Annotated in this window: 16 protein-coding genes; 5 read left to right on the plus strand and 11 right to left on the minus strand. The window is 44.4% G+C overall.

Annotation, left to right across the window (positions count from 1 at the left end; all coding sequences use genetic code 11):
- The first annotated feature begins 19 nt into the window (after nt 1-19).
- Nucleotides 20-568 (plus strand): RNA-binding S4 domain-containing protein, encoded by a 549-nt coding sequence (locus MED222_RS20205; protein WP_009844928.1) that lies wholly within the window; start codon nt 20-22, stop codon nt 566-568.
- 116 nt (nt 569-684) lie between these two features.
- Here MED222_RS20205 and MED222_RS20200 read toward each other — a convergent pair whose 3' ends face one another.
- Nucleotides 685-1,560 (minus strand): LysR family transcriptional regulator, encoded by an 876-nt coding sequence (locus MED222_RS20200; RefSeq protein WP_009844929.1) that lies wholly within the window; start codon nt 1,558-1,560, stop codon nt 685-687.
- 105 nt (nt 1,561-1,665) lie between these two features.
- Between MED222_RS20200 and MED222_RS20195 the strand changes: the two genes are divergently transcribed.
- A complete protein-coding gene (locus MED222_RS20195) occupies nt 1,666-2,628 on the plus strand; it encodes a nitrilase family protein (protein ID WP_009844930.1) in 963 nt (320 codons plus the stop codon).
- A 180-nt stretch (nt 2,629-2,808) separates the two neighbouring features.
- On the opposite strand, the gene MED222_RS20190 is transcribed toward MED222_RS20195, so the two are convergent.
- The 10 genes from MED222_RS20190 to MED222_RS20145 all read right to left on the minus strand — a co-directional run bounded on the left by MED222_RS20190 (nt 2,809) and on the right by MED222_RS20145 (nt 11,400).
- Nucleotides 2,809-3,252, minus strand: a complete 444-nt coding sequence (locus MED222_RS20190) for a F0F1 ATP synthase subunit epsilon (protein WP_004730391.1) — start codon at nt 3,250-3,252, stop codon at nt 2,809-2,811.
- A gap of 14 nt (nt 3,253-3,266) precedes the next feature.
- Nucleotides 3,267-4,652: a F0F1 ATP synthase subunit beta gene (gene atpD / locus MED222_RS20185; protein ID WP_004730394.1), complete on the minus strand. Its 1,386-nt coding sequence runs from the start codon at nt 4,650-4,652 to the stop codon at nt 3,267-3,269.
- Nucleotides 4,653-4,696: 44 nt separating this feature from the next.
- A complete protein-coding gene (gene atpG / locus MED222_RS20180) occupies nt 4,697-5,566 on the minus strand; it encodes a F0F1 ATP synthase subunit gamma (RefSeq protein ID WP_009844931.1) in 870 nt (289 codons plus the stop codon).
- Between the two features lie 47 nt (nt 5,567-5,613).
- Nucleotides 5,614-7,155, minus strand: a complete 1,542-nt coding sequence (atpA, locus tag MED222_RS20175; RefSeq protein ID WP_009844932.1) for a F0F1 ATP synthase subunit alpha — start codon at nt 7,153-7,155, stop codon at nt 5,614-5,616.
- Nucleotides 7,156-7,164: 9 nt separating this feature from the next.
- Nucleotides 7,165-7,716, minus strand: a complete 552-nt coding sequence (locus MED222_RS20170; protein ID WP_009844933.1) for a F0F1 ATP synthase subunit delta — start codon at nt 7,714-7,716, stop codon at nt 7,165-7,167.
- 11 nt (nt 7,717-7,727) lie between these two features.
- Nucleotides 7,728-8,198, minus strand: coding sequence for a F0F1 ATP synthase subunit B (locus MED222_RS20165; protein WP_004730401.1), 471 nt, complete (start codon nt 8,196-8,198; stop codon nt 7,728-7,730).
- A 54-nt stretch (nt 8,199-8,252) separates the two neighbouring features.
- The gene (gene atpE, locus MED222_RS20160; protein WP_004730405.1) at nt 8,253-8,489 is read right to left on the minus strand and encodes a F0F1 ATP synthase subunit C; all 237 of its coding nucleotides are present in this window, start codon (nt 8,487-8,489) and stop codon (nt 8,253-8,255) included.
- Between the two features lie 45 nt (nt 8,490-8,534).
- A complete protein-coding gene (gene atpB, locus MED222_RS20155; RefSeq protein ID WP_009844934.1) occupies nt 8,535-9,305 on the minus strand; it encodes a F0F1 ATP synthase subunit A in 771 nt (256 codons plus the stop codon).
- 1 nt (nt 9,306) lies between these two features.
- Nucleotides 9,307-9,708: a hypothetical protein gene (locus MED222_RS20150; protein WP_009844935.1), complete on the minus strand. Its 402-nt coding sequence runs from the start codon at nt 9,706-9,708 to the stop codon at nt 9,307-9,309.
- 810 nt (nt 9,709-10,518) lie between these two features.
- Nucleotides 10,519-11,400 carry a LysR family transcriptional regulator gene (locus MED222_RS20145; protein WP_009844936.1) on the minus strand — a complete coding sequence of 294 codons (882 nt, stop codon included), beginning with the start codon at nt 11,398-11,400 and terminating at the stop codon, nt 10,519-10,521.
- 157 nt (nt 11,401-11,557) lie between these two features.
- On the opposite strand from MED222_RS20145, the gene MED222_RS20140 reads away from it, so the two are divergent.
- The 3 genes from MED222_RS20140 to MED222_RS20130 all read left to right on the plus strand — a co-directional run bounded on the left by MED222_RS20140 (nt 11,558) and on the right by MED222_RS20130 (nt 14,835).
- On the plus strand, nt 11,558-11,956 hold the full coding sequence (locus MED222_RS20140) for a RidA family protein (RefSeq protein ID WP_004730412.1): 399 nt from the start codon (nt 11,558-11,560) through the stop codon (nt 11,954-11,956).
- A 189-nt stretch (nt 11,957-12,145) separates the two neighbouring features.
- Entirely contained in the window at nt 12,146-13,606 is a 1,461-nt protein-coding gene (locus MED222_RS20135; protein WP_004730413.1) for an aldehyde dehydrogenase family protein, read from the plus strand.
- A gap of 233 nt (nt 13,607-13,839) precedes the next feature.
- The gene (locus MED222_RS20130; RefSeq protein WP_004730415.1) at nt 13,840-14,835 is read left to right on the plus strand and encodes a membrane dipeptidase; all 996 of its coding nucleotides are present in this window, start codon (nt 13,840-13,842) and stop codon (nt 14,833-14,835) included.
- Nucleotides 14,836-14,871 lie beyond the last annotated feature (36 nt).

Below are 14,871 nucleotides of genomic sequence, written 5' to 3' on the forward strand. Positions count from 1 at the left end.
TATTTAGGTAGAGGTCACCATGGACCAAGAACATTACGAAGACGCTGATTACGAAGGCCAAGAGCTGGGCGAAGAAGGCGAAGAGATTGAAATTGAAGCAATTGGTATTGATGTTTCATCACAGCCAATCGAGCTCTACAAAGTGTTTAAAATTGCTAACCTAGTGAGTGGTGGCGGAGAAGCTAAACACATCATCTCTGAAGGCTACGTAGCGGTAAATGGTGAATTAGAAACTCGTAAACGTCGTAAAATGTACGATGGCGACTTCTTTGAATTCAACCAAGAGTACTATGTAGTGGTGTGCGATCAGCCAGTACAAGAAGAATCAGAAAAGCCGAAAAAGAAAGAAGCGCCTAAAAAAGATAACAAGGCGAAGAAAGGTCAGTCTAAAAAGGATTCTAAGAAGAAAGAATCTAAGAAAAGCAAAGCAGAAATGCTAAGCGCAACGGCTGAACCAAAGAAAGAGAAAAAAGAGAAGAAGAAAGAAAACAAACCGAAAAAGAAAGCGGATACGCCGAAGCCAACACGTGACGACAAAAGCGGCCGTAATTCGATTGAGTTCTTCTAAGTTATTACTTTGAAACGTAAGCACCGTTATACCCAGGTTTTACGTTAAACAGATATCAAAAGACTCACTATTTAGTGAGCCTTTTTTGTAGGTGTAAATTAGGTCCTGACCTAATTTTATTTTTGATGAGCCACAAACTCTACAAACTTATCTCTAAGTGGGTTTTCACTCTCTCCATTCCAGATCAATCCGACAGGCCAAGTGGCGTATTCACCTTCTAAAGTAATGAATTCCACATCGGTATTGCTAATGAACTGCGCACTGCTAGGAACAATGGTGAAGCCGATATTGGCAGAAACCAAGGCAAGCAGGGTGAGGATATCATCGGCTTCTTGCGTCTTTGATAAGTCGATTTTATTGGCAAGACAATATTGTTGAATCTGTCTGTCTAATCCGGGACCGCGATGTTGGGCGAGCTTTAGATAAGGCCATTTCGATAACTCAGAGACGACGAGATTTTTGTTTGGCGCTTGCTTGAGAAGATCTTGGTGTATCGCGACCACAAGCGAATCATTGAACAGTGTTAGGCTTTCTAAATCCGATGATTCTGGTATCCGATTGAAGCTGATATCGAGGTCATGGCTCAATAACTCATCTGTCTGCTGCTTGGAAGGTGTGTCATTTAACGTGATATGAACGTCTGAGTATTGTTGTTTATAAGCCGCAATAAGCTTGGGTGCTTCATGATAAGTAGACACGCCAAAGGCAATGTTCAAATGTCCCTGAGTCCCTTTTACCACCGAGCCTGACAGCTGCTCAAACGCTTGCATTGAATGAACCAAACGTTGGGCTTCTGCCAGTAACGTTTTTCCTGCGTGCGTGAGCTCTGCGCCATTCCTGCCACGAGAAAACAGAGACGCCCCAATATTGGATTCAAGTCGTTGAATCTTTTTAGTGAGTGCCGATTGAGTGATGTAGAGCTGCTCTGATGCCAAACGGTAATTGCCCGATTTAGCGAGCTGACAAAATGCCTTCAGGAGATCAAATTCCATTCCAAATACTCATTGAATTGAGAATATCTTTCATTATATGGAATTGAATTGATTTTTTATACTAGGTTCATACCAATCAGATAAAGCGAAGTTTGAGGACGAACCATGAAGAAAGACATCAAAGTAGCGTCGGTTCAATTTAACCACCACGCAGGTGATAAGGCGTATAACTTATCGGTTATAGAGCAATACGTTCAAAAGGCTGCGGACAGTGACGTGCAGATCGTCAGTTTCCCGGAGATGTGCATCACTGGCTACTGGCATGTGTCTGCTTTGTCGCGAGATGAGATTGAAGCGTTAGCGGAACCTGTACCGGGTGGTGAATCGACTCAAAAGCTGATTGCACTGGCAACACAGTTTGGAATCAGTGTTGGCGCGGGCTTGATAGAGCAGGGCATCGATGGCGAATTATACAACACCTACGTATTCGCCATGCCCAATGGTGAGGTACAAAAGCACCGTAAACTGCACACCTTCGTTAGCCCACATATGAGCAGTGGCGACCAATACACAGTGTTTGATACGCCTCATGGTTGCAAAGTCGGTATCTTGATTTGTTGGGATAACAACTTGGTTGAGAACGTCAGGATCACTGTTTTGAAAGGCGCCGATATATTGATTGCGCCACACCAAACGGGCGGTTGTCATTCACGAAGCCCGAACGCGATGAAGCGAATTGACCCTGAGTTATGGTTTAACCGAGATGAAAACCCAGATGCGATTCGTGCAGAAATGCAGGGCAAGAATGGCCGCGAGTGGCTAATGCGTTGGCTGCCTGCAAGAGCGCACGATAACGGCCTCTTTGTGGTGTTCAGTAATGGTGTAGGTGTTGATATGGACGAAGTGAGGACAGGCAACGCGATGATCTTGAGCCCTTACGGTGAAATCATTGCTGAGACCGATAGTGTTGATAACGATATGGTGATTGCAGAGCTAAAAGCAGAAGAGTTAGATATGTGTACGGGCAGACGTTGGATTCGTGGTCGTAAGCCAGAGCTTTATCATTCACTCACACAACCTCTTGGTCATGAACTTGATCCGCACCAAGCGCGTTTTGCTGAGAAATAATGGTGTAAGCGCTGGTGAAAAAGGATGTATTAGGGACGGTTGAAAGGGAGGGGGAAGTTGGAGGGGAGAGAAGAGTTCCTGATGTAGTCTACCCACTTAAACTGTTTTTAAGTGGGTAGACTATTTACACATCAAGCATCAAGCACCAAGCATCAAACGTCAAACGTCTAAGTTCTATTCTCAGTGTCGAGTGCGAGAAGACGTCAGTTCTGATGCACGAAGTTGAGCAACGGCTTTTGCTAGTTCAAGCTGAGCTTGTGCAAAGTTGATGTCTACATTGCCCTTATTGATATTTTCTAGAGCTGCATATTTCGCTTCTTCTGCGCGAGCGCGGTCAATATCTTGACCGTGCAAGGCAGTATCGGCTAACACCGTTACCACATCCGGTTGAACTTCCAACATCCCGCCAGAGACATAAAGCACTTGCCCCTCTGATTTAGGATCTGTGACAAACACTGTGACGCCCGGCTTGATCTTACTGAGAAGCGGGGAGTGACCGGGGCGGATCCCCAGCTCACCATCAGCGCCAGAAACGGCTAGGGCATACGCTGGACCTGAAAACAGCGTACCTTCCGCACTTACAATATTAAGTTGAAATGTATTATCTGTAATTCCGATAGCCATGGTGTACCTGCCTCTTAGAGTGATTTTGCTTTGTTAAGCACTTCGTCGATAGAACCACAGTACAAGAATGCCTGCTCTGGGATATCGTCATATTCGCCGCCTAACAGGCCTTTAAAGCCTCTTAGTGTTTCGCTTAGCGGTACAAATACACCTTTCTGACCAGTAAACACTTCGGCTACGTGGTAAGGCTGAGTTAAGAAACGTTCAATCTTACGAGCGCGAGATACGGTCTGTTTGTCTTCAGTAGACAGCTCATCCATACCAAGAATCGCGATGATGTCTTTTAGCTCTTTGTAGCGTTGCAGCGTTGTTTGGACTTTTTGTGCAATGTCGTAGTGCTCTTGGCCAACCACAAGTGGGTCTAATTGGCGAGAGGTTGAATCCAATGGGTCGATTGCAGGGTATAGGCCCAATGCCGCGATATTACGAGACAGTACAACGGTCGCATCTAAGTGAGCAAAGGTTGTTGCTGGTGATGGGTCAGTCAAGTCATCCGCAGGTACGTATACCGCTTGGATAGACGTGATAGAGCCTTGTCTAGTCGAGGTGATACGCTCTTGAAGCACACCCATCTCTTCAGCGAGTGTTGGTTGGTAACCTACTGCTGAAGGCATACGGCCTAACAGTGCTGATACTTCTGTTCCCGCAAGTGTATAACGGTAGATGTTATCAATGAACAGCAGTACGTCACGACCTTCATCTCGGAAGCGCTCAGCCATAGTCAGGCCTGTAAGTGCAACACGTAGACGGTTTCCCGGTGGCTCGTTCATTTGGCCGTAAACCATGGCTACTTTGTCTAGTACACCCGCTTCTTTCATCTCGTAGTAGAAGTCGTTACCTTCACGAGTACGCTCACCAACACCGGTAAATACAGATAGACCTGAGTGGGCTTTTGCGATGTTGTTGATAAGCTCCATCATGTTGACAGTCTTACCTACGCCAGCACCACCGAACAGACCAATTTTACCGCCCTTAGCGAACGGACAGATAAGGTCGATAACCTTAACGCCGGTCTCAAGAAGTTCAGTGCTGTTTGCTTGTTCTTCATAAGAGGGTGCTTCACGGTGAATTTCGTAGCTTTCTTTTTGACCGATTTCACCGCATTCATCGATAGGCTGGCCAAGAACGTTCATGATACGGCCTAAGGTTTCTTCGCCCACAGGAACAGTGATTGGAGAACCGGTGTTTTCAACAGTTAGGCCTCGGCGCAAGCCATCTGACGTACCCATTGCAATACAACGAACGATACTGCCACCCAGTTGTTGCTGAACTTCCAATACGAGAGAGCTTGCTTCTTCGCTCGTCACTTTCAATGCATCATAAACGCGTGGGCTGTTGCCGCCGCTGAACTCGACGTCTACCACCGCGCCGATAACTTTAACTATTTTTCCAACACTCATCTCTAAATCCTCAAATTCTATTCTTAACCCACTCTTTTCTGCCCTTAGACAGCTTGAGCACCTGAGACTATTTCACTCAGTTCTTGGGTAATGGCAGCCTGTCGCGCTTTGTTGTATACCAACTGCAAATCATCGATGAGTTGGCCTGCGTTATCGGTCGCCGCTTTCATGGCCACCATTCGGGCTGCCTGCTCACAGGCAATGCTCTCTACGATGCCTTGATACACTTGCGATTCAATGTATCGATGTAACAGCTCAGAGAGGATGTCTCTTGGTGCTTGTTCATAGATGTAGTCCCAACGACGTGCTTTTTTCGCGCCTCCATCGGCTTCAGAATCTGAAGGGTGGGGCAGCAACTGCAAGGTCGTTGGTTCTTGAACCATGGTGTTGATGAACTGGTTATAAACGAGATACAAGCTGTCGATTTTTTCGTCGTCGTAATGCCCTAGCATCGCGTTAACCGTACCTAAAATGTCTTCTAATTTAGGCGCGTCACCAAGGCCTGACGTTTGCGCGATAACATTGCCGCTGCGTTGGAAGAACGAGATAGCCTTAGATCCCACTAAGGTTGTTTCTACCTCGACTCCCTTGGTGCGCCATTGCTCCATTTCTTCTAACACTTTCTTGAACAAGTTCGAGTTCAAGCCACCACATAAGCCCCGGTCGGACGAAATAATGATGTAAGCAACGCGTTTTGGTTCACGCTGTTGAAGGTAGGGATGCTGGTATTCGAGCGACCCTGATGCGACATGAGAGATAACTTTGCGCATGTTCTCTGCATATGGACGTGTTAGCGTCATATTGTCTTGAACCTTACGCATCTTACTTGCCGCAACCATCTCCATTGCACTGGTGATTTTCTGAGTGTTACTAACACTGCCTATCTTGGTGCGAATTTCTTTAGTATTTGCCATTATCTGCTCCTAATTTGTTTTGATTTCCAGCCAACAAACCGGAGCGTTTACCAAGCTTTCAACGCTACAAAGTCACCGAGAAGCTTTGCAAGAGCGCCATCAATTTCATCGTTGTAGTCACCATTAGCGTTGATGGTGTCGAACAACTCTGGGTTTTGACCTTTCGCGTAAGCAATCAATTCTTCTTCAAAACGTGCAATTTTGTTCAACTCTACGTCAGCCAAATAGCCTTTTTCTGCTGCGTAGATAACCGTTGCTTGCTCAGCGACAGACATCGGAGAGTATTGCTTTTGCTTCATCAATTCGGTTACACGCTCACCATGGTCAAGCTGCTTACGCGTCATGTCATCTAAGTCAGAAGAGAACTGAGCAAATGCGGCTAATTCGCGGTATTGAGCTAATGATGTACGGATACCACCAGACAGTTTCTTGATGATCTTGCACTGCGCCGCGCCACCCACACGAGATACCGAGATACCAGGGTCAACAGCAGGACGTAGGCCTGAGTTGAACAGTTGGGTTTGTAGGAAAACCTGACCATCAGTAATTGAGATTACGTTGGTTGGTACAAACGCAGATACGTCACCCGCTTGAGTTTCAATGATAGGAAGCGCTGTCAGTGAGCCTGTTTGGCCTTTCACTTCACCGTTCGTGAACTTCTCTACGTATTCCGCATTCACTCTTGCAGCACGTTCTAGTAGACGAGAGTGGAGGTAGAATACGTCGCCAGGGAAGGCTTCACGACCCGGTGGGCGTTTCAGTAGCAATGAGATTTGACGGTAAGCGACGGCTTGTTTTGATAGGTCATCATAGATGATCAGTGCATCTTCACCACGGTCACGGAAGTATTCGCCCATGGTGCAACCCGCATAAGGTGCTAGGTATTGAAGCGCGGCTGATTCTGATGCTGATGCTACAACAACGATGGTATTTTTAAGCGCATCGTGGTCTTCGAGTTTACGAACAACGTTTGCGATAGTAGAGGCTTTCTGGCCGATAGCCACGTACACACATTTGATACCAGAATCTTTCTGATTGATGATCGCATCGATAGCTAACGCTGTTTTACCCGTCTGACGGTCACCGATGATAAGTTCACGTTGACCACGACCGATAGGCACCATGGTATCAACGGCTTTATAACCAGTTTGAATTGGCTGATCGACGGACTTACGCTCGATTACGCCGGGAGCAATTACTTCTACAGGGTCTAGTCGGTCACAACTCACTGGGCCTTTGCCATCGATTGGCTCACCTAGTGTGTTCACTACACGGCCAAGAAGTCCGTTACCTACTGGTACTTCCAAGATACGACCTGTCCCTTTGACTTTCATACCTTCAGAGAGGTCAGTGTAGGGACCCATAACCACGGCACCGACTGAGTGCGTGTCAAGGTTAAGAGCAAGAGCGTATTTGCCACCTGGAAGCTCGATCATCTCACCCTGCATGACATCCGCAAGGCCGTTAATGGTAATGATGCCGTCACGAACCGAGACTATAGTGCCTTCGTTGCGAGCTTCGGTGCTCACATTAAATTTCGAGATGCGATCTTTGATTAGATCGCTGATTTCATTTGAATTTAATTGCATAATTGTTACCTATCTCGCGTGAAGTTGATGGGCTAATCGGTTAATTGATGTGTTCAAAGAACCATCGATGACGGTTTCGCCCGCCTTGATTACGATCCCGCCAACCAGCGAGTCATCAATAACCTGTTCCATTTCAACCTGACGTTCTAATTTCTTCTCAAGTGCAGCAGTGAGTGATGTAACTTGATCTTGTGTAAGCAATTCTGAACTGGTGACAGTGACAGGGATTACACGTTCATGTTCGTCCTTTAGGTCGCTGAACAAGTTAAACAAGTCTCTGATCACTGCAAGACGGCCATTCTCAGCCAAGACTTTAATGAGATTAATGACGTGGTCATCAACGAGTCCTTGGCAAACGTGAATGATGAGATTGACCAGTTCTTCAGATTGCTGTGTATGAACACCTTCTGCTGATGAAATCTGTTTAGCGATCGTTTCTTCTTCCGCTACCGTCACAAGAATGGACAGCATTGAGTGCCACTCTTGTAACTTGTTTTCACCTAAAGCAAAGTCGAACGATGCTTTAGCGTAGGGATGAGCAATATTGGTGTAATCTGACATATTGCCTCCGTTTAGAGTTCGCTTATCATTTGATCAACTAACGCTCGGTTCGTTTCAGAATCTAGGTTTTTGCTGATCAATTTCTGTGCACTTTGAATAACAGCGTCTGCCATATCCGCCTGAAGTTCACGGCGTAACTTTTGACGTTCGCCTTCTAGCTCAGCTCTACCTTGCTCTAAGATGCGTGCTTTTTCTTGCTCACCTTCTTGGTGAGCTAGGGTGATGATTTCGTTGCGGCGTTTTTTGCCTTGCTCAATCAGTTCGGTCACATTTTTTTTCGCATCTGCGACGAGTTGTGCGCCATTTGATTTTGCTAGCTCTAGCTCTTTCGCTGCATTCTCTGAGTGGCGTAAACCATCAGCGATTTCTTTTTGGCGCTCGTCTAACATCGCGGTGAGAGGGGGCCATACATATTTCATGCATAGCCAAACAAAAATCACGAATGAGATTGCTTGACCAAACATGCTGGCATTTAAATTCATACCTTCCTCACTAAATCTTGATTATTTACAAATCGATCTTTTCAAAGCTTTTAATTAAGCAACGGCAAAGATGATGTATAGACCGATACCAACACCGATCATCGGTACAGCATCCACAAGGCCCATCATGATGAAGAATTGAGTACGAAGCATTGGAGTAAGGTCTGGTTGACGAGCAACACCTTCAAGGTATTTACCTGCTAAGTTACCAATACCAGATGCTGCACCCGCTGCACCTAAACCGATCAGTAATGCACCTGCTACATATAAAACTGCGCTTACGATATCCATTTGTATCTCCGATAAATAATTTGTTAGTTAATTTTTAGTTATTAATTAATGGTGTTCTTCTGTTGCCATTGCTAAATAAACAACGGTCAGTACCATAAATATAAATGCTTGCAAGAATACGATTAATATGTGGAATAAGGCCCATGGAACACTGAGTGCCCATTGCATCCACCAAGGCATTAGTGCGATAAGGATGAATATCATCTCGCCTGCATACATATTTCCGAATAATCGTAAGCCTAGTGATATTGGCTTTGAAATTAATGTTATTAATTCAAGAACGAAGTTAACAGGATATAAAAGAGGGTTATCAAATGGCTGAGTAGTGAGCTCTTTGATAAAGCCTTTCAAACCTTTATTTTTTAACGTATAAGTTAACAGTAGAATAAACACACCGAGTGCCATCGATATTGGGATATTTACATCCGCTGTCGGTAGATCTCTAAAGTGTTCTAAACCCATTACACGAGTTAACCCTGGTATTAAATCAATTGGTAATAGGTCGACTGCATTCATTAACAACACCCAAACAAAAGTGGTTAATGCCAGTGGCCCTATTAATTTATCCTCCGCTTGAAAAATCTCTTTGACTAGGTTGTTAACGAAATCAAAGATAAGCTCGATAAAACATTGAAAACGACCTGGAACACCGCTAGTGCCCTTGGTCACTACATATCGAAAAGCTCCAATAAACAATAAACCCGTAATCCAAGATACCAACATTGAGTCAATGTTGAACGCCCAGAAACCATCACCTGTAGTTAAGAAGGTTAAGTGATGCTCTATGTATTCGTGAGCGGTAGTGACTTGATCCATACTACACGTACTCCGATCTTGTAGAGGCAGTAATAAATGGTGTTAAGAAGTACCCAATCATTGTAAAAATGTATGCGTATAATATTACTGGGTTATCCAATTTAAAAAACTGGAATGCCAAGATAAACATTAAGAACGTATAGGTTATTTTCACGACACGACTCATTTGCATTAAGTCACGTAAACTATAATTGGGATTCTTGTGCACCTTTAGGCTTGCATATATAAAACCAAACAGCGGTGGTAACATCGCGATTACGACACCCAAAGCTGAAGACTCCATATCTACTTTATTACCAAAAAACACTTCATATAAAACTACACCGACGGCTAATACTATTTGGCAGAGAATAACTCTTTTAGCAGCAACAATGATGTCACTACTTATCCCATTAAGCCTCATAATAAAACCCTATATTTAACAGTGTAAGTCAATATAAAACACAGTTTGAATATGTTTTGTTACTAGCACTTACTTGTTAATAGCAATTTGACTTGTTAATAAACCTTTACTTGTTAACAAAGAAATAATCTTTCTGGCTTTATATCTCCTGACGAAATTAAACGATAAAAACTAATTCGCTATCGTTTCGACAAAATATAAACTACGCCTAAAATTATGTGATCAAAACGACAAAAAGCGACATCAATAATTCCATTTTTGAAATGAATGTTTTTCATTTATGAAAGTAATAGTTGAATAACTTTATTCATGAGAATTTTTAATGCTTTATTTTTAGCGAAAATGGGCGTTTTTGTGAAAGAGTTTTAGCTACCAATTGGGCAAGTTACGATCTTATCAATTACGTATATTCAAACACTTAGCGTCATTTATAAGTTGATTGTTGAGTGTGATTCTACAAGTGGATAAAGCAAGTTTAGTTAGCGATGAAAGCCGTCGTGCATTGAGTTATTTATTTGTACGCCATTCTCTATCTAGAAGTGATTATTTTTCAAAATAGTTTGTCACGACTTCATTCTTAACGTCTTTCTGGCGATTAGAAACGGAAAAATAGGCCTTTAAGATGAATATGACGGAAGAAATTCAGCTCCTCACATGGATGTAAGGAGCTGAAGATAGGGCAAAAATCTGAAGGTTAGGGCACTAAGCCCAAGATAGAAAGGCCAAAGTCTGGAGATTCGAGCTGGAATTTCTTGATGTGTTGCTCTAACAACCGCTTTTTAAGCAAACAAACTCAATCATGCCCCTCTATTAGTCCTCATAACTTAAATATTGAATACATAAGTCATGAAAAGCCTGCGCTTGTGGCGAGATCGTACGATCAGACAATCTGAAAATACCGATTTGACGCTGTAAAGGTGGGTCAATCAACGGAATCCACACCAAGCGGGTTTCATTGGTTGGAAAAGCCAGTTTAGGCAGCGTGGTCACGCCTATCCCAAGCTCTAACACCGAAAACAACGAAGTAATGTTCTCGACTGAATACAAAGCTTGTTCGCTGAGCATTCGTGCAGGTGTTGGGTCAAGTAGGGTACAAGTCCCGTTGCGAATGAAGGGTTGTTTTAACAAAGTTTGCCATTCTATTCCCTCTCGTTGAGAGGCGATAGGGTTGTCTTTGAGGCAGACCACACCAATAGGATCGGAAAGTAAAGGCGTGAAGTCGATGCTCTCTTCTTCTAAATGGGAGCTATTTCCGAGGGCAACATCCACCTCTCCAGAGAGTAATCTCGCTTCCACACCTGCCGCATTATCGTCAATTAAGCTGACCTCAACATTGGGGTACTTTTCGCAAAAAGCCCCTAAAACACTAGGGATTAGTTTTGCGGCCACTGAAGGCACGCTCGCTATTCGAACTCGCCCTTGTTGGCCAGCTGCTGCAGCACGGAGGTCGTTATCTAATGCCTTGTAAACATTTAAGAATTGAATGATTTTCGGTAAACATATTTCGCCAAAAGGTGTCAGCGTCGATTTGTTGCCCGTTTCAAACAGTGGTTGGCCGAGAATTTTTTCTAGCTCTTTTATCGATGTTGAAAGTGCCGCTTGCGAGCGATTTGCTCGGTGAGATGCCGCTCTAAATCCGCCTTCTTCGACCACTAAAACAAAATGTTTTAACTGTTGTAGCTTAATACTCATGACAGGAATCCTTCTCTAGGCCTTGCTATACCTTACTTTTTTAAAGGTGATAGATTTTATTTATCAAATGCACAAAATTTACCGTTAGATTTATCAGCCGTCAAGGTGCAGTATTTAACCATCTTGAAACATAGTTGTTACAAAGTTGGATGGAATCGTGAACGCACAAACTAAAAAACACCCAGTAAAAACCGAGCTTTTCGCTTCAAAAGCACCACTAGAGTGGGCAATCGTTAATAACGGCACTCTATACACAGCGCAGATTCCAATTGATGAAACTGGCGCAGTAGTAGAAGGCGGTATCGAAGCGCAAACGCGTCAGACTTTTAACAACCTTGTTCATACGTTGGAGTGTGCAGGCGAATCTATGGATTCAGTGCTGCAAGTTCTGATTTACGTGACAGACCGTGAATATCTAAAAACGGTTAACAGCGTATACGGAGAATACTTCAATGCACCTTATCCAAACCGTGCTGCGGTCGTCGTTGCAGGGTTAGCAAGAGAAGAAATGTTGGTTGAGTTCGTGGTTTACGCATCAGCCTCTCAACCTGAATAAAGATACTGTGAACTGAGGCAATTTGCGGATTAAAGCTATTTGTCTGTAAAGATCTTTATTGATACAAGCGTCTTGGTTCAGTTTTAGATACAAGATTTAAACGTTATTTCTTATATAAATTAACGTTTTATTCATTAATCAGATGGTTGCCAGGCTCAAACGCAACCTAACCGTTACAAGGACAGAATGATGACTCAATTACAGAATGTTCAAGCAGAAAACGCACTTTACATTGGCGGCGAATGGCAAGCGGGTGTAAGCACCGTTGCGAACATTAACCCATCAGATATTTCTGAAAACATCGGTAACTTCGCACAAGCAAGTGCTGACCAAGTTCAACAGGCGATTTCAGCGGCGAAGCACGCTCAACCAGAGTGGGAAAAAACGCCGATTGAACGTAAGCAAGCTGTACTTCAAGCGATTGGTGACGAGCTGATTGCACGTTGTGATGAGCTAGGTACGTTGCTTTCTCGTGAAGAAGGTAAGCCTTTTGCTGAAGGTCGTGGCGAAATTTACCGCGCAGGTCAGTTCTTCCAGTACTTTGCGGCTGAAGTGCTTCGTCAAATTGGCGACAACGCAGAATCAGTACGCCCAGGTGTTTCTGTAGAAGTGACTCGTGAAGCGGTGGGTGTTATCGGCATCATCTCTCCTTGGAACTTCCCGACAGCGACTGCTGCTTGGAAAATCGCTCCAGCGCTTGCTTTCGGTAACAGCGTTATCTGGAAACCAGCAAACCTAACACCAGCAAGTGCGGTTGCACTAACTGAAATCATCCACCGTCAAGGTATGCCTGCAGGTACGTTTAACCTTGTACTGGGTAGTGGTTCAAAAGTAGGTGATGCACTGATCAACTCTAAAGAAGTGAACGGTGTGAGCTTTACCGGTTCTGTTGATACGGGTCGTAAGGTTGCCGCTGCTACAGCGCCAAACTTCGTTCGTTGCCAACTAGAAATGGGCAGCAAGAACGCACTTGTGGTTGCTGATGATGCTGATATCCAAACAGCCGTTGATGCAACGATTGCAGGTTCATTCTCTGGCGCAGGTCAAAAATGTACAGCATCTTCTCGTCTAGTGGTTATGGATGGCATTCACGACCAATACGTTGAAGCACTGATCAAGCGTATGAGCGAGCTGAAAGTGGGTCACGCACTAGAAGACGGCGTGTTCATGGGCCCTGTTGTTGACGGCAACCAACTTGAAGCGAACCTAGGTTGGGTTGAGAAAGCACGTCAAAGCGGCGGTGAGCTAGCATTCGGTGGCGAACGCCTAAGCATGAAACACGAAGGCTTTTACATGTCTCCAACGCTGTTCTTAAACACTAAGAACGATTGGGAAGTGAACCAAGAAGAAGTATTTGCACCAATGGCAAGCGTAATTCGTGTGGCTGACCTAGAAGAAGCTATCGCGACAACAAACGATACTCGCTTTGGTCTAACGGGCGGCATTATTACTCAAAGCCTACGTACTAGCGCAATGTTCAAGCAACAAGCGCAAACAGGTTGTGTGATGGTGAACCTACCAACAGCAGGCACCGATTACCACGTACCGTTTGGTGGTCGTAAAGAGTCTAGCTTCGGTCCTCGTGAGCAAGGTCAATACGCGAAAGAGTTCTACACAGTAGTGAAGACAGCTTACCAGCGTCCTTACTAAGCAGCTTTCTATATAAGAATTGGATAGCTGAAGATATTAAGTCTCTAGCTATCCAGCTATTGAATTGGCCTGATTCATAGAGTCAGGCCAACATCCAAACCCAATTACGCTCAATCAATGTAGATTTCAAAGACTGAGCACCCAGTAAGTGATTTAACCCATTTTTGAAAACATGTTATTTGAGCGTGTTTTCAAAACCGAGCTAGAACACTGAGCTTTCAATAGGAGTGGTTATGTACCAGCAACGGATTGTTATAGATGGATTGCAATACTGCAATTGGAACAGAGAATATTTCCAAACACTAAAGGCGAGCGGCATTACAGCAGTTCACGCTACCGCGGTTTACCATGAGACAGCTCGTGAAACCTTATCTCGCTTTGCTGAGTGGAACCTAAGATTCGAGCAAAATGCAGACATTATCATGCCGATTCATTCAATGGCTGATGTTGAAACTGCAAAAGCGACAGGCAAAGTCGGCATTTTTCTAGGTGCTCAAAACTGTTCGCCAATCGATGATGAGATTGGTCTTATCGAAGTGATGCGTCAGCAGGGTCTTTTGATCATGCAGCTTACTTACAACAACCAAAGCTTACTGGCGACGGGTTGTTATGAGCAGAACGACACAGGCATCACGCGCTTTGGTAAACAGGCCATCGAAGAGATGAACCGAGTGGGCATGATCATCGATATGTCTCACAGTGCTGAGCGTTCAACACTTGAGGCGATTGACCTGTCTTCTCGTCCTATTTGTATCAGCCACGCGAACCCTACGTTTGCTCATGATGCATTACGAAACAAATCAAACGATGTGATTAAAGCCCTAACCGCACGCGGTGGCTTAATCGGATTCAGCTTATACCCATTCCACCTACCAAACGGCAGCCAATGTACGTTGGAAGATTTCTGCCAAATGGTTGCAACGACTGCTGACATGGTTGGCGTAGAACACCTAGGTATTGGTAGTGACCTATGCTTAAACCAACCTCAAGCCGTTCTTGAGTGGATGCGAAATGGTCGTTGGTCTAAAGCAATGGACTATGGCGAAGGCTCTGCAAACAACTCAGGTTGGCCAGATGCGCTGCCTTGGTTCTGTGGTAGTGCGGGTATGGAAAACATCTATAACGGATTGATGCGCCATGGTTTCAGCGAGTCTGAAGCTGGGCAAGTCTTGGGAGAAAACTGGTTTAACTTCTTGAAAGATGGCCTAGAGCCTCAAAGCAAGGGTTAAGTGTTTTTTCACTAGCAATCATCGAATTAGCAGCCT

This window comes from Vibrio sp. MED222 (genome assembly GCF_000153005.1).
GTDB lineage: Bacteria > Pseudomonadota > Gammaproteobacteria > Enterobacterales > Vibrionaceae > Vibrio > Vibrio tasmaniensis_A.